The organism is Streptomyces sp. NPDC044106 (assembly GCF_056433985.1).
This window is the reverse complement of the sequence record NZ_JBWKFZ010000005.1, coordinates 294,987-317,273: the sequence shown is the minus strand read 5'-3', so window position 1 is coordinate 317,273 and position 22,287 is coordinate 294,987. Positions and strand designations below refer to the sequence as shown.

At 71.3% G+C, this 22,287-nt stretch carries 8 protein-coding genes; all 8 read right to left on the bottom strand.

Annotation, left to right across the window (positions count from 1 at the left end):
- Positions 1-100: 100 nt before the first annotated feature.
- Positions 101-1,552: a methylmalonyl-CoA mutase family protein gene (locus AC07DI_RS10965; RefSeq protein ID WP_384257864.1), complete on the bottom strand. Its 1,452-nt coding sequence runs from the start codon at positions 1,550-1,552 to the stop codon at positions 101-103.
- On the bottom strand, positions 1,536-16,436 hold the full coding sequence (locus AC07DI_RS10960) for a non-ribosomal peptide synthetase (protein ID WP_478903764.1): 14,901 nt from the start codon (positions 16,434-16,436) through the stop codon (positions 1,536-1,538). Before AC07DI_RS10960 ends, AC07DI_RS10965 begins: the two co-directional genes overlap by 17 nt.
- An 81-nt stretch (positions 16,437-16,517) precedes the next feature.
- Complete coding sequence (locus AC07DI_RS10955) at positions 16,518-17,702, bottom strand: NAD(P)/FAD-dependent oxidoreductase (protein WP_384257868.1); 1,185 nt, start codon at positions 17,700-17,702, stop codon at positions 16,518-16,520.
- Positions 17,702-18,544 carry a dimethylargininase gene (ddaH, locus tag AC07DI_RS10950; RefSeq protein ID WP_384257871.1) on the bottom strand — a complete coding sequence of 281 codons (843 nt, stop codon included), beginning with the start codon at positions 18,542-18,544 and terminating at the stop codon, positions 17,702-17,704. Before ddaH ends, AC07DI_RS10955 begins: the two co-directional genes overlap by 1 nt.
- A gap of 70 nt (positions 18,545-18,614) precedes the next feature.
- Entirely contained in the window at positions 18,615-19,271 is a 657-nt protein-coding gene (locus tag AC07DI_RS10945) for an FMN-binding negative transcriptional regulator (RefSeq protein ID WP_384257873.1), read from the bottom strand.
- A 2-nt stretch (positions 19,272-19,273) separates the two neighbouring features.
- On the bottom strand, positions 19,274-20,566 hold the full coding sequence (locus AC07DI_RS10940; protein ID WP_478903761.1) for a lysine N(6)-hydroxylase/L-ornithine N(5)-oxygenase family protein: 1,293 nt from the start codon (positions 20,564-20,566) through the stop codon (positions 19,274-19,276).
- Positions 20,567-20,586: 20 nt separating this feature from the next.
- The gene (locus tag AC07DI_RS10935) at positions 20,587-20,808 is read right to left on the bottom strand and encodes an MbtH family protein (protein WP_384257878.1); all 222 of its coding nucleotides are present in this window, start codon (positions 20,806-20,808) and stop codon (positions 20,587-20,589) included.
- 657 nt (positions 20,809-21,465) lie between these two features.
- Positions 21,466-22,218, bottom strand: a complete 753-nt coding sequence (locus AC07DI_RS10930) for a hypothetical protein (protein WP_478903758.1) — start codon at positions 22,216-22,218, stop codon at positions 21,466-21,468.
- Positions 22,219-22,287: the final 69 nt, after the last annotated feature.

The following is a 22,287-nucleotide window of genomic DNA, read 5'->3' as shown; positions in this document are numbered from 1 at the left end:
GTTTCTTCGCTATCCACTCGGGTGCCGGGCGCCGGTACGTCCGCGTGCGGTGTGTGCGGTGTGTACGGGCCCGAAAGGAAATCTTGTGCCGCCGCGCCGGTCAGGCGTGCGGCGACGGTGTGTCGAGTCCCGCCGCGACGGCGCGTTGCAGCTGGCCGATGCTGGCCCGCGCCCGCGCCGCCGCGATCATCGACTCCATGACGTTGCGTCCTGCCGCGACGTCCTCGGTCAGGGCGCGCAGCTCCGCGTCGCAGTTCCCGCGCTCGAAGGGGCGGCGGCGCCCGGGGACGACACCGGAGCGCAGCTGCCGCTCGGTGAGCCAGTCCTCTTCCTCGGACTCCTCGGCGTCGGCGACACCGACCGTGGGGCCGCCCCCGGCGTAGGCCATGTCGTCGATGCGCGACTCCAGCCAGCCGCTGCGCAGGCAGCTCAGCAGTCCGCCGCGGGCCTCGATGTCGTCGAGCCAGCCCTTGGCCTCCGCCTCGATCTCGTCGGCGATCCGGGCTATCACCTCGGAACCGCCGAGCGGGTCGACGTACCGGGCCAGGTCGGTCTCCTTCAGGAGGATCTGCTGGACCCGCAGCGCGACGCGCGCCGACAGCTGCCCCGGGGTCTGCGCGGCCTCGTCGAAGCCGCACACGTGCAGCGACTGGACGCCGCCGAGGACGGCCGCCATGGCCTGGACGGTGGTGCGCGCGATGTTGTTGAGCGGTTCGCTGGCGGCCAGGGCGGAGCCGAAGGTGTTGACCTGGATGCGCATGCGGGTCGACTTCTCCTCGGCGGCGCCGAAGATCTCCACCATGCGGGTGGCGTACATCCTGCGCAGCACCCGGAACTTCGCCGCCTCGGCGAGGACCTCCATATGGGTGCCGAAGATGAAGCTGAGCCGCGGCGCGACCTCGTCGACGGTGAATCCGCGCTCCAGCATGCCCTGGAGGTACGTCTCCGCGTCGGCGATGCCGAGCGCCACCTCCATCGAGCGGCTCGCACCGGCCTCGCGGGCGTGCCCGCCGGAGATCGACACGGGGTTGACCTTGGGCAGGTGGCGTACGCAGTACTCGATGACGTCCAGGGAGAAGCGGAAGCTGTCGTCCAGGTCGAACACGAACGCCTTGCGGGCGGCGTGTTCCTTGAGCATCTCGTTCTGCAGCGTGCCGCGCAGCAGCGCGGGGTCGACGCCCGATTCCTCGGCGGCCACGATCCACAGGGCGAGGATCATCGGTGCGGTCGCGTTGATGGTGAACGAGACCGACACCTGGTCGAGCGGGATTCCTTCGAACACCGCGGCCAGGTCGTCGACGGTGGCCACCGAGACGCCGGCGCGGCCGACCTCGCCCACGGCCGTCGGGTCGTCCGGGTCGAGACCCAGCTGCGTGGGCAGGTCGAAGGCGAGGGAGAGCCCCGTCTCGCCGCGGTCGAGGAGGTAGTGGAACCGCTTGTTGGTGTCCATTCCGTCGCCGAGACCGGCCAACTGCCTGATCGTCCACGGCCGGGACGTATATCCCTTGGGATGGATTCCGGCCTCGTAGGGAAACTCACCGGGCTTGGTCATCGTCGCCGCCTTCCAGTTCTGCGTGCAGCCGGTCGCCATAGGTGTTCAACACGTCGGGGCTCAATATGTCGTTGTGTTCGCATTCCACCGTGATCTCGGTGACCGGACCGGCGACGTGGCGCGTCCAGTCACGTGAGTAGCCCGGGTCGAGCTCCTCCCCCGCGGCCTGGAACACCACGGCGGCGCCGCCGAACACGTCCGGAGTGTGGCCGTGCCAGAGTTCCGTGTTGTACCGGAGGTTGTGCACGACGTGGCTGATCATCCAGGCCGGCGGAATGGCCGCGCCGAGGGAGGAATGGCTTTCGATCCATTCCACCAGCTGTTCCTGCGAGGCCATTTCGGGCGGCGCGGGCAGGTCGGCGTTCTTGGAGACGAAGTACCGCAGCACATCGGTCTCGTCGAATTCCTCGTCCGGTGAGCGGGTGGTGCCCGATTCCACCAGGGCCGCGTCGAGGAGCACCAGCCGCCGCACCCGCGCTCCCCTGCGCTCAAGGACCGTGGCCAGCTGGTGCGCGACGACACCGCCGAAGGACCAGCCGAGCAGGTCGTAGGGCCCCTCGGGCTGGGCGGACTGCACGAGGTCGGCGTACTGCTCGGCCATCTCGCGCACCGTGCGCGGGCGTCCGCCGTCGTCGACGGTCTGCTGGATGCCGATGATCGGCCGCCGCACGGCGCTGCCGAGCGCCCGGTAGGCCCAGCTGACGCCGCCGCCGGGGTGGACGCAGAACAGCGGGCGGCCCGTGCCCTGGCGCAACCTCACGACCTGGGGCATCTCGTCCGACGTGGACCAGCTGTAGAGCTGCCTGCTGAGGCCCCGTACCGTCGGCGCTTCCATGAGGGCCCGCACGCCGATCTCGGAGTCGAAGGACTCCCGTACGGCCGCGACGACCCGCATCGCGGACAGCGAGTTGCCGCCCAGGTCGAAGAAGGAGTCGTCGACGCCGACCCGCGGCACCTCGAGGACCCGGGCGAAGACGTCCGCGAGGATCTCCTCCACCGGCGACGACGGCGCCCGGAAGACGCCTCCGGTGAACTCGGGCTCCGGCAGCGCCCGCTTGTCCAGCTTGCCGTTGACGGTCAGGGGCAGCTCGTCGATGACCATGACGGCGGCCGGGACCATGTACTCGGGCAGTCGCACGGCGACCTCGCCGCGCACCGCGCCGCCGTCGACCCGCGCGGCCGGACCGGCGGGCACCACGTAGCCCACGAGTTGCTTGCCCGCGTCGGTGGTGCGCACGGTCACCACCGCACGCTCCACCCCGGGCACCGCCGCGAGCGCGGCCTCGACCTCACCCAGCTCCACCCGGAAGCCCCGGATCTTGACCTGGTCGTCCGAGCGCCCGACGAACTCCAGCTCGCCGTCGGCGTTCCAGCGCACCAGGTCACCGGTGCGGTACATCCGCGAACCCGCCGGACCGAACGGGCACGCCACGAACCGCGACGCCGTCAGACCGGGACGGCCGACATAGCCGCGGCCGACGCTGCGGCCCGCCACGTACAGCTCGCCGACCGCTCCGACCGGTGTCCGCCGCAGCCCGGCGTCGAGCACGAACAGCGCGTCGCCCGGTACCGGCGTACCGATCGGGGCCGCTCCCGTGCCCGGCTTCATGGGTCCGCTCATGGAGGCGTAGAACGTCTCCGTCTCCCCGTAGCCGTTGATCATGGACCGGCCGGGGGCCCAGCGCTCGACCAGCGAGGCCGAGCACGCCTCGCCGCCCACGAAGACGGTGCGCACCCGGTCGAGGCCCTCGGGCGAGAGCATCTCGAGCGCGGACGGGGTCTGGTTGACCGTGGTGACCCGCTCGTCGACGAGCAGCCGGTGGAAGTCGTCGGCGGAGTGCACGGCCCGCTCGGGGACGACGACCAGCCGGCCGCCGTGCAGCAGGGCGCCCCACATCTCCCACACCGACACGTCGAAGACGTAGGAGTGGAACAGCGTCCACACCTCGTCCGGCGCGGGCTTGTAGGCCCGCTCCGAGGGGGCGTACATCTGGGTGACGTTGGCCTGGGTGATGCCGACGCCCTTGGGGACGCCGGTCGTTCCGGAGGTGTAGGTGATGTAGGCGAGCAGCCCGGGGTCCGGCAGCGGCAGCGCCTCGGTCGGCTGCGCGTCCCTCGCGGGGTCCTCGACGTCCACGACCGGGACACCGCAAGCCTCGACGCGGTGGGCGAGGCGGGCCGTGGTCAGGACCGCGGACGGCGAGGCGTCGCCGAGCACGAACCGGACGCGTTCGTCGGGGTGTTTGACGTCGATCGGCACGTACGTGGCGCCCAGCTTCAGGAGCGCCAGGATCGCCGTCACCGTCTGTTCCGAGCGTGGCAGCAGCAGCGCGACGGCGTCGCCGGTCCGCACGCCGCGACCGGCCAGCAGGTGCGCCAGCCTCGTCGACGCCTCGTCCAGTTCCCGGTACGTCCACGACCTGTCCTCGAACACCAGCGCCACGTCACCGGGCCGCCTGCGCACCTGCTCGGCGAAGAGCCGGGGAATCGAGGGATCGGTGGCCGGTTCGTCAAGCACCGACCGCTGGCCCAGGACGTCGAGCCGCGCCAGCTCCCGCTCGTCCAGGAGGTCGACCGAGAGGACCGGGCGGTCCGTGTCGGCGAGCAGCGTCATGAGCAGCCGCTGCCAGCGGGCCACGAGGCGTTCGACAGTCGCCGCGTCGTAGACGTCGGTGCGGTACTCGACCACGCCGCCGATGCCCGCGGGGCGGCCGGAGCCATCGAGCCGCTCACGGAGGCTGAAGGTCAGGTCCATGCGGGCGGTCAGCGTGTCGGCGCGCAGCGGGGAGATGTCGAGGCCGGGCAGGGACAGGTCGGGCAGGGTGACGTTCTGCCAGGCGAACAGCGCCTGGATCAGCGGGTGGTGGGCCTGGGTGCGGACCGGGTTGAGGCGGTCCACCAGCGCGTCGAAGGGCACGTCCTGGTTGGCGAAGGCGTCCAGGCTCCGTTCCCGCACCTGCCCGAGCAGGTCGGCGAAGCTCATCCCGCCCGAGACCTGGGTGCGCAGCACCAGGGTGTTGACGAAGAAGCCGACCATGTCGTCGAACTCGGTCCGCCCACGGCCCGCCGTCGGCACGCCGAACGCCACGTCCGCGCTGCCGCTCAGCCGGGACAGCAGCACCGAGAGCGCCGCCGACATCACCATGAACGTCGTCGCGTTGTGCTCCCGCGCCCTGCGCGCGAGCAGTTCCTGCAGTTCCGCGGGCCACTCGACGACGACCTGACCGCCCCGGTGGTCGGCGACCGCCGGGTAGGGCCGGTCGGTCGGCAGCTCCAGGAGCCCCTCGAACCCGGCGAGTTCCCGCTCCCAGAAGGCCGTCTGGCGGCCGAGACGGGTGTCGGGGTCGGCTTCGTCGCCGAGGAGCCGGTGCTGCCACAGCGTGAAGTCGGCGTACTGGACGGGCAGCGGTTCCCAGGCGGGCGCCGCCCCCGCGCTCCGGGCCCGGTACGCGGTGAGCAGGTCACGGACCAGCGGCGCGAGGGACGATCCGTCGCCCGCGATGTGGTGCACCACCAGGGCGAGGCGGTGTTCCGTGGCGGAGACCTTGAAGAGCCGGGCGCGGAACGGGATCTCGGCGGCCAGGTCGAAGGCGTGGCGGGTGACCGTGCCGACCTCGTCGTCCAGCCGCTCCCCCGTCCAGGCCGTGGCATCACTGACGGCACAGGCGAAGTCCGCCCGGGACACGTCGAGGACGCGCTGCTCGGGCACGCCGTCCACGGCCGGGAACACCGTGCGCAGACTCTCGTGCCTGGCCACGACGTCGGCGACCGCCGCGGCCAGCGCCCCGGCGTCGAGCGAGCCGGTGAGCCGCAGCACCAGCGGGATGTTGTAGGTCGCCGACAGCCCCTCAAGCTGGTGGATGAACCACAGTCGGCGCTGCGCGAACGACAGCGGCAGCCGCTCCGGGCGCACGACCGGCTCCCAGGCCCGGCCGCCGCCCGACGGGTCGCCCACCAGACGGGCGAGGCCCGCCACCGACGACGCGTCCAGCAGCGCGCGCACACCGATCTCGCGGTCGAAGGATTCCCGTACGGCCGCCACGACCCGCATCGCGGAGAGCGAGTTGCCGCCCAGGTCGAAGAAGGAGTCGTCCACGCCGACCCGCGGCAGGTCGAGGACCCGCGCGAAGATGCCGCAGAGGATCTCCTCGACCGGCGAGGTGGGTGCCCGGTGCGCGCCGCCGGAGAACTCGGGATCGGGCAGGGCGCGCTTGTCCAGCTTGCCGTTGACGGTGAGCGGCAGCTCGTCAATCACCACCACGACGGCCGGCACCATGTACTCCGGCAGCCGCGCGGCCACCTCGGCCCGCACCGTCGCGCCGTCCACGCCCGCGGTGGTGCCGTCGGGCACGACATAGCCCACCACCTGCTTGCCCGCGTCGGTCTCCCGCGTCACCACCACGGCGTGCTCCACCCCGGCCACGGCGGCGAGGGCGGCCTCGATCTCGCCGAGCTCGACCCGGAAGCCGCGGATCTTGACCTGGTCGTCCGAGCGCCCGAGGTACTCCAGCTCGCCGTCGGCGTTCCAGCGCACCAGGTCACCGGTGCGGTACATCCGCGAACCCGCGGGACCGAACGGGCACGCCACGAACCGCGACGCCGTCAGGCCGGGACGGCGCACATAGCCGCGGGCCACGCCCCGCCCGGCGATGTACAGCTCGCCGACGACGCCCACCGGCACCCGGCGCAGCCCCGCGTCGAGGACGAACAGCGCGTCACCCGGTACCGGGGAACCGATGGGGGCGCCGTTGCCGGGCCGCATGGGTGCGCTCATCGCGGCGTAGACGGTGCCTTCGGTCGGGCCGTAGGCGTTGACCATGTGACGGCCGGGGGCCCAGCGGTCGACCAGATCGGCCGGGCACGCCTCGCCCCCCACGAAGATCGTCCGCACCGTGTCGAGGCCCTGGGGCGACAGCCTGCCCAGCGCGGAGGGCGTCTGGGTCAGGACCGTGACGCGCTCCTTCACGAGCAGGTCGTGGAAGTCGGGGGCGGAGCGTACGGCGTCCTCGGAGGCGACGACCAATCGGCCGCCGTGCAGCAGGGCGCCCCACATCTCCCACACCGAGACGTCGAACACATAGGAGTGGAACAGGGACCACACCTGTCCGGGCGCGAGCTCCGACGTCCGGGTGGACGCGGTGAACAGTTGCGTCACGTTGGCGTGGGTGACGGCGACGCCCTTGGGGGTGCCGGTGGTTCCGGAGGTGTAGATGAGGTAGGCGATGCGGTCGGCGTCGGGGGCGGGGAGGGCACCGGCCCACCGCTCAAGGTCCGAGCGGTCACTGGCCGACCGGTCACCGCCCGCCGGTTCCGCGACGTCCACCACCGTGACGTCGTGTCCGCGCAGCCGCTCCGACAGCGTCGCCGTCGTCACGGCCGCCGTCGGCCGGGCGTCCCGGAGGACGAACGCAAGGCGTTCGTCGGGGGTGTTCACATCGATGGGCAGGTAGGCGGCGCCCAGCTTCAGTACCGCGAGGACGGCCGTCACGGTGTGCTCCGAGCGGGGCAGCAGCAGCGCGACGACGTCACCGGCGCGCACGCCGCGACCGGCCAGCAGGTGCGCAAGACCCGTCGACGCCTCGTCCAGTTCCCGGTACGTCCACGACCGGCCCTCGAACACCACCGCCACGTCGTCCGGCCGCTGCCGCACCTGCCCGGCGAAGAGGGCGGGCACCGACACCGCGGCGGCCCGCTCCGACAGTGCCCGCCGGTTCCCCAGTACGTCCAGCCGGGCCCGCTCGTCGTCGTCCAGGACGTCGATCGTCGCCAGCGGGCGGTCGGCGTCGGCGGCCATGGCGGTGACCAGCGTCTCGAGCCGGGACAGGATCCGTTCGGCAGCCCGCTCGTCGACGACGTCGGTGCGGTACTCCAGGCGGAGCCTCAACCGCCGTCCGGGCCAGGCCTGCAAGGCGATCGGATAGTGCGTGAACTCGCGGCTCGAGGTGATCCGGATGCCCAGCTCGTCGCTGTCGAGCTGCCCGCCCGACGCCTTCAGCGGGTAGTTCTCGTACACGAAGACCGTGTCGAAGAGCTGCTGGTGGCCCGCGGCGCGCTGGATGTCGGACAGCGCCATGAACTGGTGGTCGAGGCCGTCGTGGTAGGCGTCGCGCAACGTGCCGATCAGCTCGGCGGCGGTCGTCGCGGTGGTCGTCCGGGCGCGTACCGGGACCGTGTTGATGAACATGCCCACGGCCGACTCGCTGCCGGGCAGGTCCGCCGGGCGGCCCGAGACGGTGGTGCCGAAGACGATGTCCTGGCCGCCGGTGAGCGCGCCGAGCAGGCGCGCCCAGGCCGCCTGCAGCACGATGTTCACCGTCGTGTTCCGTGCGCGGGCGAGGCGCTCCACGGCGCGGGTGACGCCGGCCGGGAGGTCGGCGCGCAGCACCGCCCGCGCGGCCGGGCCCGAGCGGTTGACCGGGTCGACGAGGGTGGGGGTTTCGAGGCCGGCGAGGAGTTGCCGCCAGTGCTCCCGCGCCGCGCTCGCGTCCTGTGCGGACAGCCACTCGACGTAGCCGCGGAAGGCGGGGGCGGGCGCCAGGGACTCGCGCCGGTAGCACGCGAAGATCTCGCGGAGCAGGATCTGGATCGACCAGCCGTCCACCACGATGTGGTGCACGGAGAGCACCAGTTCGTGCCGGTCGGGTCCCGTCTCGCGGATCAGGAAGCGCAGCGGTGACTCTTGTGTGAGGTTGCTGCAGGCGGCGAGTTCCGCGTCGAGCAGCGCTTGTTGGTCGCCGCCGTCGCTGTTGCCGCTGCCGCTGCCACTGCCGTTGTCGCTGCCGTTGTCGCTGTCGCTGTCGCTGTCGCTGTCGGCGAGCACGGTCCACGGCACGTCCGGCCGCTTCGGGATGATCTGTACCGGCTCGGTGAGCCGCTCGGAGACGAACCGGGCCGCCAGGTTGGGGTGGCGCGCGACCACGGTGTCCACGGCCTCACGCAGCCGCGCCACGTCCAGCGCGCCGGTGATCTCGATGCCCAGCTGCACGGTGTACAGCTCGGTGGGCTCGGCGCCGTCGGAGCGGCGGTGGAAGAGCAGACCGGTCTGGAGGGGGGTCAGCGGGAGGATGTCAGCGGGCTCCACGACCTGGGCGAGCCGGGCCAGCTGCTGCTGGGTGACGGCCGCGGGCAGGACGTCGGAGGGCGTGAGTGCGCCGCCGCCGCTGCGCACGTACGCGGCGATTCCGGCGAGGACGTCGTGCCAGCGCGCGTGCAGCTCGGTGATGTAGGAGCGGTCGACCCGGGCGCCGGCCCAGCTCCAGGTGGCGTGGAGTTCCGACCGCGCGCCGTTGCCGAGCACGGCCGCGTTGATGTCGACCGTGTGCGGAAGGAGCATCGTCCTGGAACCGAAGCGCCGGGCGTCGGGCGATTCGAGCGGCCCGAGGATCCGCCAGTCGCCGGGGCTCTCGCCCGTGGGCGGCAGGCCGCGGCGGCCGAGGTAGTTGAAGCCGACCGCGGGGTCGGCGCCGGGCAGGTCCGCACCGTCGTTGAGGTACTTGAGCAGGCCGTAGGTGATCCCGTCCGGGACGGCGCGCAGCTGTTCCTTGGCGTCCACGAGCCATGCGCCGAGGGCAGGGCCCCCGGCCAGGACCGTCTCCCGGTCAAGGGGCGCCGCGGTCAGCGCGACCGGGTACTTCGCGGTGAACCAGCCGACGGTCCCGGTCAGGTCGGTCCCCGTGCCGAGCTCGTCGCGGCGCCCGTGGCCCTCCACGTCGATGCGGAAGGGGGAGCCGAAGTGCTGGTGCTGCTGGGCCAGGGCGGCGCCGAGCGCGATGAGCAGCAGCTCCTGGACGTTGACGCGCAGGGCCGCGGTCGCCTCGGTCACCAGCACGTCCGTCAGCGCGGCGTCGACCGAGACCGAGAGCTGCTCCACGTCCTGCCAGGTGTCGGTGTCCGGACGCGGCGTGGGCAGCAGGGCGGCGGCCGACTCGATGCGCCGCCAGCTCGCGAGCCGGTCGGTGACGTCCGCGGTGGTGGCGTGGTCCGCCAAGGTCGCGGCCCAGCGCCGGAACGAGGTGCCGCCGGTGTCCAGCTCGATGTCCCGGCCCTCGGTGAGGTGCCGCCAGCCCGCCGCGAGGTCCCGCTGGATGATGCCCCAGGAGACGGCGTCCACCGCCAAGTGGTGAACGATCAGGAGCAGTTGGCGGGCGGGGGCGGCCCACAGGGCGTGGACCACGGCTCCGCCGCGCGGGTCGAGCCGCCCGAGCGCGGCGGTGAACGCGGCGTCGGTGAACTCCTCGACGACGGTGACGCAGTCGGCGGCGGCGACCGAGCCCGCGGGCGGGACCGTGAGGCTCGCCGGCCCGTCCTCTGCGGCGTCGGCCACGTGGAGGCGGAGCATCGCGTGCCGGTCGAGCAGTGCCTGGAGGAGGGCGACCACGTCGTGGTGCCCGGCCTCGGGCGGCGCCTGGAACAGCATGGTCTGGTTGAACCGGTCCGTCGGCGCGCCGAGGGAGTCCAGCCACCGGATGATCGGCGTCGGCGTGAGCGGGCCGGTGTCGTCGTCCGGCCCGGGGCGCGTCTCGTCCGGAGCCGCGAGCCGCAGTGCGCGGGCCACGCGCGCCACGGTCTGCTCGACCAGGATGTCGCGGGGCTTGCAGTGCAGGCCGGCCTCCCGGGCCTGGGACACCACCTGCATGGAGGAGATGCTGTCGCCGCCGAGATCGAAGAACGAGTCGTCGGCACCGACGCGTTCGACGCCGAGGACGCGCGCGTAGATGGCCGCCAGGCTCTTCTCGACCGCGGTGACCGGCGCCCGGTAGCCCTCCGCGTCCCCGTGCCCGGGCTCCGGCAGCGCGCTCTTGTCCAGCTTGCCGTTGCCCGTCATGGGCAGTGCGTCGACCACCACGACCGCCGTAGGCACCATGTACTCGGGCAGCCATTCGCCCGTCAGGCGGCGCAGCCGGGCACCGTCGAGCTCGCCCGCTCCCCCGGCGTCGGGGACGACGTAGCCCACCAGCCGCTTGTGCCCCGGCCGGTCCTCGCGGACGACGACGGCGGCCTGGTCCACGCCGGGGGCCGCGCGCAGTACCGACTCGATCTCGCCGGTCTCGACCCGGTACCCGCGGATCTTCACCTGGTCGTCGGCGCGCCCGACGTACTCGAGTTCGCCGTCGTGGTTCCACCGCACCAGGTCACCGGTGCGGTACATCCGCGAACCCGCCGGCCCGAACGGATTGGCCACGAACCGCGAAGCCGTCAGGCCCGGCCTGCGCACATAGCCGCGCGCGACACCGCGTCCGGCGACGTACAGCTCACCGGCGACGCCCACCGGCACCCGGCGCAACCCGCCGTCCAGCACGAACAGCGCGGTGCCCGAACCGGCGGCACCGATCGGCACCGGCCCGCCGGGGGCGAGCGGCGCGCTCATCGACGCGTAGACGGTGCACTCCGTCGGGCCGTAGGCGTTGATCATGGCCCGCCCGGGGGCCCAGCGTTCGACCAGCTCGGCCGGGCACGCCTCGCCCCCGACCAGCAGCACCGCGATCGAGGTCAGCCCCTCCGGCGACAGGCGGGCCAGGGCGGACGGCGTCTGGGTCAGTACCGTCACCTGTTCGGCGACGAGCAGGTCACGGAAGTCGAAGGGCGAGTACACGACCTCCTCGGGGACCACGACCAGGCGCCCGCCGTGCAGGAGCGCACCGCACATCTCCCACACCGCGAAGTCGAACGCGTAGGAATGGAACAGCGTCCACACCTGGTCGTGCGGCGCCGGGGCAGCGGCGCCCGGTCCGCCGGACGCGGCCAGCCGCCGGACGTGCGTGACGATCAGGTCCGCGATGCCGCGGTGGGTGACCGCGACGCCCTTGGGGGTGCCGGTCGTTCCCGAGGTGTAGATGACGTAGGCGGCCTGGTCCACGTCGGGGTACGGCAGCGCCGCGGCGGACTGCCGGGCGAGGGCCGGGTCCTCCGCGTCGACGACCGTGAGCCGGTCCCCGGCGACCCGGTCCGCGAACTCCCCGGTGGTGACCACGGCCACCGGCGCGGCGTCCTCGATCACGAACGCCACGCGCTCGTCCGGGTGGTTCACGTCGATGGGCAGGTAGGCCGCGCCCAGCTTCAGCACCGCGAGCACCGACGTGACGGTGTGCTCCGAACGCGGCAGCAGCAGCGCCACCGTGTCCCCGGCGGCCACCCCGCGCCCGGCCAGCAGACGCGCCAGCCGCGACGACGCCTCGTCCAGCTCCCGGTACGTCCACGACCGGTCCCGGAACACCATCGCCACGGCGTCCGGGGCCTTGGCCACCTGCCGGGCGAACAGCTCCGGCACCGACACGGCGGCGGCCCGCTCCGAGAGCGCCGACCGGTTGCCCACCGCGTCCAGGTGCGCCTGCTCCGCCTCGTCCAGCACGCCGAGCGAGGCCAGCGGGCGGTCCGGGGCGCCCGCCATGGCGGTGAGGAGCCGCTCCCAGCGCGCCGTCATGCGCTCGACGGTCCCGGCGTCGAAGAGGTCCGTGCGGTACTCGACGACGCCGCTGATGCCCCCGGGCCTGCCGCCGTCCGTGAACCGTTCACGGAGGCTGAACGCCAGGTCCATGCGGGCGGCGCCGATGTCGACCGAGGCCGTCTCCACGTCGAGGCCCGGCACCGCGATGTCGGGGACCGTGTCGGTCTGCCAGCCGAACAGCACCTGCACCAGAGGGTGGTGGGCCTGGGTGCGGACCGGGTTGAGCCGCTCCACGAGCGCGTCGAAGGGCACGTCCAGGTTCGCGAACGCGTCCACGCTCCGCTCCCGTACCTGCCCGAGCAGCTCGGCGAAAGTCTGCTCGTCCGAGACCCGGGTGCGCAGCACCAGCGTGTTGACGAAGAAGCCGACCACGTCGTCGAACTCGGTCCACCCCCGGCCCGCGGTCGGCACACCGAACGCCACGTCCGCGCTGCCGCTCAGCCTGGACAGCAGCACCGAGAGCGCCGCCGACATCACCATGAACGTCGTGGCACCCCGTTCCCGGGCGATCCGCTGCACCAGTTCGTGGAAGTCCGCGGACAGCTCGACGGCGATCCGGCCCCCGCGCTGGTCGGCCTCGGCCGGATACGGCCGGTCGGTGGGGAGTTCCAGCCTGCCGGGCAGCCCCTCCAGCGCCCGCTCCCAGTACGTCGTCTGCCGGCCGAGCACGCTGCTCGCGTCCGCCTCGTCACCCAGCAGCGCGTGCTGGCGCAGCGTGTAGTCGGCGTACTGGGCGGGCAGCGGCGGCCAGGCGGGTGCGTGAGCGGCGGTGCGCGCCTCGTACGCGCTCCAGAGGTCCCGCAGCAGCGGTGCCAGTGACCACCCGTCGACGGCGATGTGGTGCATGACGAGGACCAGCCGGTGTTCCGTGGGCGAGACGGTGAAGAGCGTCGCGCGGAAGGGGATCTCGGCGGCCAGGTCGAAGGCGTACCGGCCCCGGGCGCCGACGGCGTCGGTGAGCCGGGCCCGCGTCCACGCGGTGGCGTCGACGACGTCCCAGCCGAAGTCCGCCTCCGCCGCGGCGAGGACACGCTGCTCCGGCACCCCGTCCACGGCCGGGAAGAGTGTCCGCAGGCTCTCGTGGCGCGCGACGACATCGGCGAGCGCCGTGCCGAGCGCCCGGACGTCCAGTTCACCGGTCAGGCGCGAGACCAGCGGAATGTTGTACGTGGACGACGGCCCCTCCAGCTGATGGATGAACCACAGCCGGCGCTGCGCGAACGACAGCGGCAGCCGCTCCGGACGCTCCACCGGCACCCGGGCCGCGCCGGTGTCGGTGCCCACCCCGCCCACCAGCCGGGCGAGCCCCGACACCGACGGCGCCTCCCACAGCGCCCGCACACCGATCCCGGAGTCGCAGGACTCCTGCACCGCGGCGATGACCCGCATCGCCGAAAGCGAGTTCCCGCCGAGGTCGAAGAAGGAGTCGTCCACCCCCACCTGCGGCAGGCCAAGCACCCGCGCGAAGATCCCCGCCAGGATCTCCTCCACCGGCGACGACGGCGCCCGGTACACCCCACCGGCGAACTCCGGCTCCGGCAGGGCCCGCTTGTCCAGCTTGCCGTTGACCGTCAGGCGCAGATCGCCGACGACCATCACCACCGCGGGAACCATGTACTCCGGCAGGTGCGCGGCCACCTCGCCGCGCACCACCGCACCGTCCACGCCCGCCGCGGCGTCGGCCGGCACCACATAGCCCACCAACTGCTGACCGGCATCGGAGGACCGCACCACCACCGCGGCCCGCTCCACTCCGGCGACGCCCGCGAGGGCGGCCTCGACCTCACCGAGCTCCACCCGGAAGCCACGGATCTTCACCTGGTCGTCGGAGCGCCCGACGTACTCGAGCTCTCCCTCGCGGTTCCACCGCACCACGTCGCCCGTGCGGTACATCCGGGAGCCCGCGGGGCCGAACGGACACGCCACGAACCGCGACGCCGTCAGGCCCGCGCGGCCCAGGTAGCCCAGGCCGACACCGGGGCCAGCCACGTACAACTCGCCGAGCACGCCCACCGGCACCTGGCGCAGGCCCGCGTCCAGGACGAAGAACGCCAGGTCGGCGAGGGGTACGCCCACGGGGCTCACGTGGCTGTCCAGGTCGGCGGCGACGATGCTGCGGAACGACGCGTGCACGGTCGTCTCCGTAGTGCCGTACATGTTGATCAGGTGGGGCCAGGTCTCCCGCCGGTCGAGCCACGCCCGCAGCTTGGACGGTTCGAGCGCCTCGCCCGCGAAGACCACGGCTTCAAGCGCGTCGAGCCGGGCCCCGTCCCGCTGCCGCAGGTCTGCGGCCTGCAACGCGTAGAACGCCGACGGCGTCTGGCTCAGGACACAGACCTTCTCCTCGACGAGCAGCCGGTGGAAGTCGGCGGCGGACCGGGCCACGTCCTCGGGGACGACGACCAGGCGCCCGCCGTGCAGCAGCGCGCCCCACATCTCCCACACCGACACGTCGAACGCGTACGAGTGGAAGAGCGACCACACCTGGCCGGGGCCCGGCACGAACCCCGGGGCCGTCGAGGTGAACAGGCGCGTGACGTTCGCGTGGGTGACCGCGACGCCCTTGGGCACACCGGTGGTGCCCGACGTGTAGATGATGTAGGCGATCCGGCCGGCTTCGGGCAGGGGGAGAGGTGTGACCGGCTGCGCCGGCAGGCCGGGATCGTCGACGTCCACCACGTCGAGGCCGAAGCCGTCGACCCGGTGGGCCAGCCGGGCGGTGGTCACGACGGCTGCCGGAGCTGCGTCGCGGAGGATGAACGCCACCCGCTCGTCGGGGTGCTTGACGTCGACCGGCACGTAGGTGGCGCCCAGCTTCAGCACGGCCAGGATCGCGACAACGGTCTCGGCGGAGCGCGGGAGCAGGAGGGCGACGGTGTCCGACGCGCCCACTCCGCGGCCTGCCAGCAGGTGCGCAAGGCGCGCCGATGCCTCGTCCAGCTGCCGGTACGTCCACGGGCGGCCCTGGAACACCAGCGCCGTGGCCCGCGGCGTCCGCGCCGCCTGAACCGCGAAGAGCTCGGGTATCGACGCGCTGTCGCCGGGCTCCGCGAGGACCGGCCGGTTGCCCAGGGCGTCGAGGTGTGCGCGCTCGCCGTCGTCGAGCACGTCGATCGCGAGGACCGGCTTGTCCATGTCGGCGACCATGGCGGCGACGATCCGCTCCAGCCGGGCCACCAACAGCTCGACCGTCGTGGCGTCGTACACGTCGGTGCGGTACTCGACCACCCCGGCGATGCCCGCGGGATCGCCGGACTCGGTGTACCGCTCGCGCAGGCTGAACGTCAGGTCCATACGGGCCGCGCGGGAGGTCGTGGGCACGATGTCGGCCCGTACACCCGGCAGCTCCAGCTCCGCGGAGATGTTGTTCTGCCAGCCGAGCATGACCTGCACCAGCGGGTGGTGCGTCTGCGAGCGGGCGGGGTTGACCAGGTCGACCAGGGCATCGAACGGCGCGTCCTGGTGCGCCGACGCGTCCAGGACCCGGCGCCGCACCTGCGAAAGGAGTTGACGGCACGTCAGGTCGGTGGAGACGTCCGCTCGGAGCACCAGCGTGTTGGCGAAGAAGCCCACCAGGTCGGCGAGGTCGGCGTCGCGCCGGCCCGTGGTCGGGACCGCGAAGGCGACGTCGGGACTGCCGCTCAGTTCGGAGAGCAGCAGTGCCAGAGCCGCCGAGACGACCATGAAGCCGGTCGACCGGTTCTCCCGCGCCACCCGCCGCACCTGCTCCTGCAACGACGCGGGCCACTCGACGGCGATGCGGTCGCCCCGGTGATCGGCCACCGCCGGGTAGGGCCGGTCCGTGGGCAGCTCCAGCCGCCCTTCGAAGCCGGCGAGCGCCTCCTCCCAGTAGCGCAGGTGGCGGCTGAGCGCACTGTCGGGGTCCGACTCGTCGCCGAGCGCGGCGCGCTGGCGCAGCGTGTGGTCGCTGTAGCTCAGGGGCAGCGGCGCCCAGCCGGGAGCCTCGCCGGCGAGCTGCGCGCCGTACGCCAGCTCGATGTCCCGCAGAAGCGGCGCGAGCGACAGCCCGTCCGACGCGATGTGGTGCATGACGAGCACCAGCAGGTGATCGTCGTCCGACAGCGCGAAGAGGCGCGCACGGAACGGGATTTCGGCTCCCAGGTCGAACTCGTACCACGCCGTCCGCGCGACCGCGTCGTCCAGGGCGCCCGCCGGCCACTGCGAGGCGTCCACGACCTCCCACCCGAAGTCGGCCTCCGCCGCCTTCACCACGCGCTGTTCGGCCACGCCGTCCGTGGCCGGGAACACCGTCCGCAGGCTCTCGTGCCGCTCCACGACCCCGGCGACGGCCGCGCCGAGCGCCCGGGTGTCGAGCCCACCGGTCAGACGCAGCACCAGGGGAATGTTGTACGTCGACGACAACCCTTCCAGCTGGTGGATGAACCACAACCGACGCTGCGCGAAGGACAACGGGATCAATGCTCAAACCTTACTTCCGGCGGGCAGCGGAAAAACTGCCGGCGAACTACGGGGGCGGGTCGATTCGCGGTCGACGGCGACCTACAACAAGTCCACGACGTCGGCGGTCATGAATTCGCGCATTCCGATGACGCCCGAGACCAGGGCGAAATAGCGAGAGGTGAGTTCGGGCGACCCGGCGACCGCGTGCAGCATTCGGAGCCTCGCCTTCGTCGGGCGGAGATTCGCCAGTTCGAGCGTGCTCTGGTACGGAGCCTCGAGCGTGTCCGCCATCGTCTTCTCGAAGCCCGACAGCGTCTCGTCGACGGCAGCCGTGTCCTCGATCTCCACCCCGGAGAGGGAATCGGAGATCAGATCGGCCTGAATGAACGCATTGGTGATCCCGCGGGCGCTGATCGTGTCGAGATGGTGTGCGGCGTCCCCGACGAGCGCCCAGCCAGGGCCGTGGGCCTTGCGGAAGTAGTTCCGCTGGTCCCCCGTCCCCCGCCACCGGTCGGCACGTTCGGCGGACATCAGCTGTTCGTACAGTTCCGGCGCGGTCGATCCGACCGCAGCCAGGTACGCCTCGCCGGGGTCGCGGCGCGCGACCGGGAATTCGGCCTGCGGCAGGTAGGCGGCCACGATCGTGAGGTCGTCGTGGGTCGGGATCCGGGCGATCCAGCGGCCCACTCGTTCGTGGAATCCGAATCCGGTGCGCAGACCGCGCCAGAACGTGTAGTACACGCAACTCGCCAGGGGGGCGGACCGCAGGACGGGCGCGTCGACCAGACCGGCGATCGTCGAGCGCATGCCGTCGGCTCCGACGACCAGTCCCGCCGAGACGGTCGTCGTGGTGTCGCCGACCTTGATCCGGACGCCGGCGACCCGGCCGTCGCGCCATATCAGTTCCCGCACCCGCGCCCGGTCGAGGAATTCGGCGCCCGCCGACACGGCGGCCCGCACGAGCAGGTCGTCGAGGACGTACCGCCTGGGCGCGTACGCGGCGGACACTCCGTCCACGGACGGCAGCGCCGCGGTCAGCCGGAGACCGTCGATGTCATGGCTGATGGTGTCCAGAGGCGGGCAGCCGGAGGCCACGACATCGTCGAGCACTCCCCATCGCGCGAGTCGCGTGACGCCCGGCTGGTGGATGTAGAGCGTGGACATGGTGTCCGCCGGGAACGACGCCTTGTCGACAAGGAGGACCCGCCGCCCCTGCCTTGCCAGCAGCAGAGCGGTCGACGCACCCGCGCAGCGCGCGCCCACCACGACGACGTCGTAATCCATTACCGCAGTTCCAGGGTGCAGCATTTGGCGCTTCCGCCGGCCTTCAGCAGTTCTGAGAGGTTCACACCGATGGGATTGAAGCCGCGCTCCGCGAGCAGGGCCGCGAGACCGGTGGCCGCCTCGGGCAGGATGACGTTGTAGCCGTCGCTGAACGCGTTGAGACCGAATACCGCGGCGTCCTCGGGTGACGCCAGGATCGCGTCGGGGAACATTTCCCCGAGAACTGCACGGCTGCCGGGCGAGAAGGCGTCGGGGTAATACATGATCTCGTCTTCGGACAGCACCGAAAGGGCGGTGTCGAGGTGGTAGTGACGCGGGTTGACCAATGTCAGACCGGTCACCGGGAGTCCGAAGAACTCCTGCGCCTCGGCGTGCGATCGCGGGTCGGTACGGAATCCGGTGCCCGCCAGAATGCGCCGTCCGACGACCAGGTAGTCGCCCTCGCCCTCATTGATGAACTCCGGCCACAGGCACGCGTCGAATCCCTGCTCCTGGAACCAGGAGAGGTAGGCGGGCCCCTCGGCCGTCCGCTCCGCGTGCCGGAAACGCGCCCCGAGCACCTTCCCGTCCACCACCGTCGCACCGTTGGCGGCGAACACCATGTCGGGCAGTCCGGGTATCGGGTCGATCACGTCCACGCGGTGGCCGAGCGACGTGTAGAGCTCGTACAGCTGCTCCCACTGGGCGAGCGCCAGATCACGGTCGCAGGGCTTCTCCGGGTTCATCCACGGGTTGATGGAGTAGACGACGCCGAAATGGCTGGGGCGGCACATCAGAAGGCGACGCGGGGTCGCCACCCTGGGGCGGCGGTTCGCGGCGGGGATCACTTCGGTGGGGGGCACGGGCAGTCTCCTCCGAGGGGGACGTAGGGCTTTCGGGACTGGATGGGGCACGCGGGGGGCGTCGGTCGCCTCAGGCGCTGTCGATGCCGGAGTGGTCGAACTCGCGGATGAAGGCGGCGAGTTCACCGCCGCGTCCGGTGACGTCCGCGCCGAAGTGGTCGGCGACCCGCTTCCGGATCTCCGGTTCCTGCTCCTGGCTGAGCTTGAACATGCCGTCGGCCGACTCCACCTCGAAACGGAAAGCCCCCACGGCCGGGCCGATGCCCCGGAAGTACTCCAGTGAGCTGTCCATCTCCCACCCGACGCCGAAGTCCTTCTCGTACGCCAGGACGGTCCGCTGGACGACTTCGAGCGTCTCCTCGAAACCGGGGATCGGCCGCAGCTTTCCCTGGAGGTGCACCGAGACGAAGTTCCAGGTGGGCGCCGCCGGTGTCGTCCCGTAGACCGCGGGGGTGACGTAGCCGTGCGGGCCGGTGAAGATCAGCTGGGCGTCCGCGCCGTCGGTCAGCGAGTCCCAGTGGGAGTTGGCCCGGTTCATGTGGCCGAGCAGCGTCACGCCCTCGGGGCCACCGTCGCCCGGGGAGGCGTCGGGGCTGAAGATCACCGGCAGATGCGTGGCGTACGGCACCCGCGGACCGTTGGTGACCAGCGTGGCGAGGGGGTACTGCTCGACGACGCGGCGAAGCCACACCCGGTCTTCCGCCCGATAGATCGGTGGAACGTACATGGTTACCTCGTGAGGATGGACTGGGCGATCTCGCCGGACCGGACCGCGGTGTTGGACAGGAGGCCGGCCGACAGGCCGTGGGAGTGTTCGGTGCTGGCACCGTGGACGTAGATCCCGCAACGCACCGCGTCGGAGGTGATCACGCGGTAGTCGCGCTCCACGCCGAGCCGGCCCTGCTCGTCCCGCTTGCACTCGCGTATCAGGTCCTGGAGCAGTGGCTCCGGGTCGCTCGGCCGGTATCCGGTGGCGTAGACGATCACGTCCGCGTCGATGGTCCGCACCGCCCCGGAGGACGTCGACTCGACCACGACCCGCACGCCGTCCGCGTGTTCCTCGACCGATGTCACGCGCGAGGTGTTGAGCATGTGGAGCCGCTGCTTGCCGAGGACCTTCTCCTGGTAGCTCCTGCGGTACAGGTCCTGCGAGACCTCCAGGTCGACCACCGAGTAGTTGGTGTTCGCGTGGTAGTCGAGGAGCCGCTGCTTCTCGTCGGCCGGGGCGGCGTAGAACTGGTCGACCGCCTCCGGGTCGAAGATCCCGTTCGCGTACGGGCTGTCGTCGGCGACGCTGTAGCCGTAGCGCGAGAGCACGGTGTGGACATCGGCACCGGAAAACGTGCGGTGCAGGTAGTCGGCGGCCTCGGCGGCGCTCTGGCCGGAGCCCACGACGACGAAATTGCGCGGGGTGCCGGTGAAAGCGGCCGCCCGGGGCAGCAGTTGAGAGCTGTGCCAGATGCGCGCGGATTCCTCGACGCCCGCGGGCAGTCGCGGCGTCAGCCCCATCCCGAGCACGACATTGCGTGCGCGCTGGACGACGGTCTCCTGACCGCCGGACCCGGCGCGGGCCACCACGTCGACGTATTCCACCACACCGTCCTCGACGACCGGCCGGACGGCGGTGATCCGGGAGTCGTACGACACGTACGACCTCAATTGCTGCGCCGCCCACTCCAGGTAGTCGTGGAACTCGACACGCAACGGGTACAGGGTCTTGCTGTTGATGAATTCGGCGACCCTGCCCTTCTCCTGGAGATAGGAGACGAACGTGTACCGGCTCGTCGCGTCACGCATGGTCGCCAGGTCCTTGAGGAAGGAGACCTGCATCGTCGCGTCTTCCATCAACATGCCGCGGTGCCAGCCGAATCGGGGCTGCCGCTCGAAGAACCGCATGGTGAATTCCGGTGCCACCGCTCCGGCCTTGGCGATGTCTTCGAGAGCGATCGCCAGTGCGAGATTGGAGGGGCCGAAACCGATCCCCACTACATCCGCGATGCTGGATTCTGATTGTGCCGTCATGAACTGGGCCACTTTCCCCTTCAGTGCTTACCGCTGTTTGCCGTCGCCTCGACAAGTGAACTCGGCCGCAGGTCGGTCCAGTTCGTGTCGACGTACTCCAGGCACGCCGCCCGGTCGGCCTCACCGAAGACCACCGTCCAGCCTGCCGGTACGTCGGCGAAAGCCGGCCAGAGGGAGTGCTGGCCCTCTTCGTTGGTGAGCACGAAGAACCTGCCGTCCTCGTTGTCGAACGGGTTGCTCATGGTTGTCCTCGACTTCCCGAAAATTGCATGACGACTTGACCCCGACTTCGCTGATTCGGCTGCGTGTTCAGACCGTGGCGGTCACATGGAGGCAGCGCGGGGCGGAGCGGCGGCCGACCACAGAAAGGAGAGTGGTGGGGCGTCGCCCGGGAAAGCGGGGAAGCATGGCGGTGCACTGCCGAACAGGGCTGCGGGTCCGCGGAGTTAAGCTGCTCAACCTGCACGCACCGGGCCCGCAGGGATACACGCTGATGTGTCAGAAGACGTCTGTCTGCAAGGTCTCAAGTCCCCACCCCCCGATAGGCGCACTATGTGCCGCTCGGCCGCCCATAAGCAACCGGAATGGCCTCCGGACGTCGTCCGCCCGGCAAAGCCAAGATCTTTCGTGAACCTACCTGATGCGCTCCGACTAAGCCAACCTTGACTTGAAGTACCGCTTCCCATACTGGGCGGTATCGTATATGCGGGCTGGATCCCGGACGCGCGAACACCCGCGCCGTCACAGCGGGTTCACCGCACGGCCGCTCACCGTCCCGCATACGGGCACACGAAAGCCGCCCCTGCTTCCGGCGGCTCCGGCAACAGGGGCGGCAAACAGTGCAAATGACGTCGCGTCAGGATATGTTTTTTTGCGGGAGTTTTACTTCTCGGCGCCAATCACCGGCCCGACGCGGCCAGTTCCTTCAGGTCCACCGTCTCGCCCTTGTCCGGGGCCTTCGGGCTCACGGGCTTGTTGTAGTCGCTGAACGTCGCCTCGTTGGGCTTGTCGCCGCCCTTGACGGAGCTGCGCAGGACGTACGGCTTGCCCTCCGTGGCCACATACATGGTGTGCGTCTCGCCGCCGGAGGCCTTCTTCGTCAGCGCGATGGCCTCCTTGCCGTCGACGGTCGTCGTGTCACCCTTCTTCAGGCCCTTGCGGCTGGACTTGTCCTCGTCCATCGACGCGACCAGGCCCTGCTTGTCGCACATGCCGGACGTGGAGGCGTCGTCGGCGGGCATCTTGACCCACTTGTCGGCGATCTTGTCCATGACCTTCTGCGAACCCGGCCGGTTCTTCAGCGCGCCCTTCCAGTACTGGTCGTTGCCGCGCACGTACAGCGTCCCGTTCGTGTGCCGCAGGTCGGCCTTGGCGCCCGCGGTCTCGACGGTTCCTTCGCAGTTTTTCTCCTGGTCGACCGCGAGGTCCAGGCTCACCGACTTCCCGTCGGCCTGCTTCATGTCGCCCTTGAGGCGCATCGAGTCGGCGCCCTTGGTGGCCGCCACCGCCTTCGCGGCGATCTGGTCGGCGCTGTCCTTGGCGAACGGTTTGTCGGAGCCGCCTCCGTCGTCGTCGCTGTCGCCGCAGCCGGCCAACAGGGCGGCCGTGAGTCCCACCATTGTGATGACGCCCGTAACCTTGCTCGCACGCACGTGGTCACCCTCCTGCAGAACGTTTGAACGTCCCGTTCCCCGCGACCCCGGTGGCCGCGGTCGTGACCA

Excerpts from the sequence above, each read along its gene's own strand:
- AC07DI_RS10965 (WP_384257864.1), bottom strand. The coding sequence starts at position 1,552 with ATGACCAAGCCCGGTGAGTTTCCCTACGAGGCCGGAATCCATCCCAAG.
- AC07DI_RS10955 (WP_384257868.1), bottom strand. The coding sequence starts at position 17,702 with ATGGATTACGACGTCGTCGTGGTGGGCGCGCGCTGCGCGGGTGCGTCG.
- AC07DI_RS10945 (WP_384257873.1), bottom strand. The coding sequence starts at position 19,271 with ATGTACGTTCCACCGATCTATCGGGCGGAAGACCGGGTGTGGCTTCGC.
- AC07DI_RS10940 (WP_478903761.1), bottom strand. The coding sequence starts at position 20,566 with ATGACGGCACAATCAGAATCCAGCATCGCGGATGTAGTGGGGATCGGT.
- AC07DI_RS10935 (WP_384257878.1), bottom strand. The coding sequence starts at position 20,808 with ATGAGCAACCCGTTCGACAACGAGGACGGCAGGTTCTTCGTGCTCACC.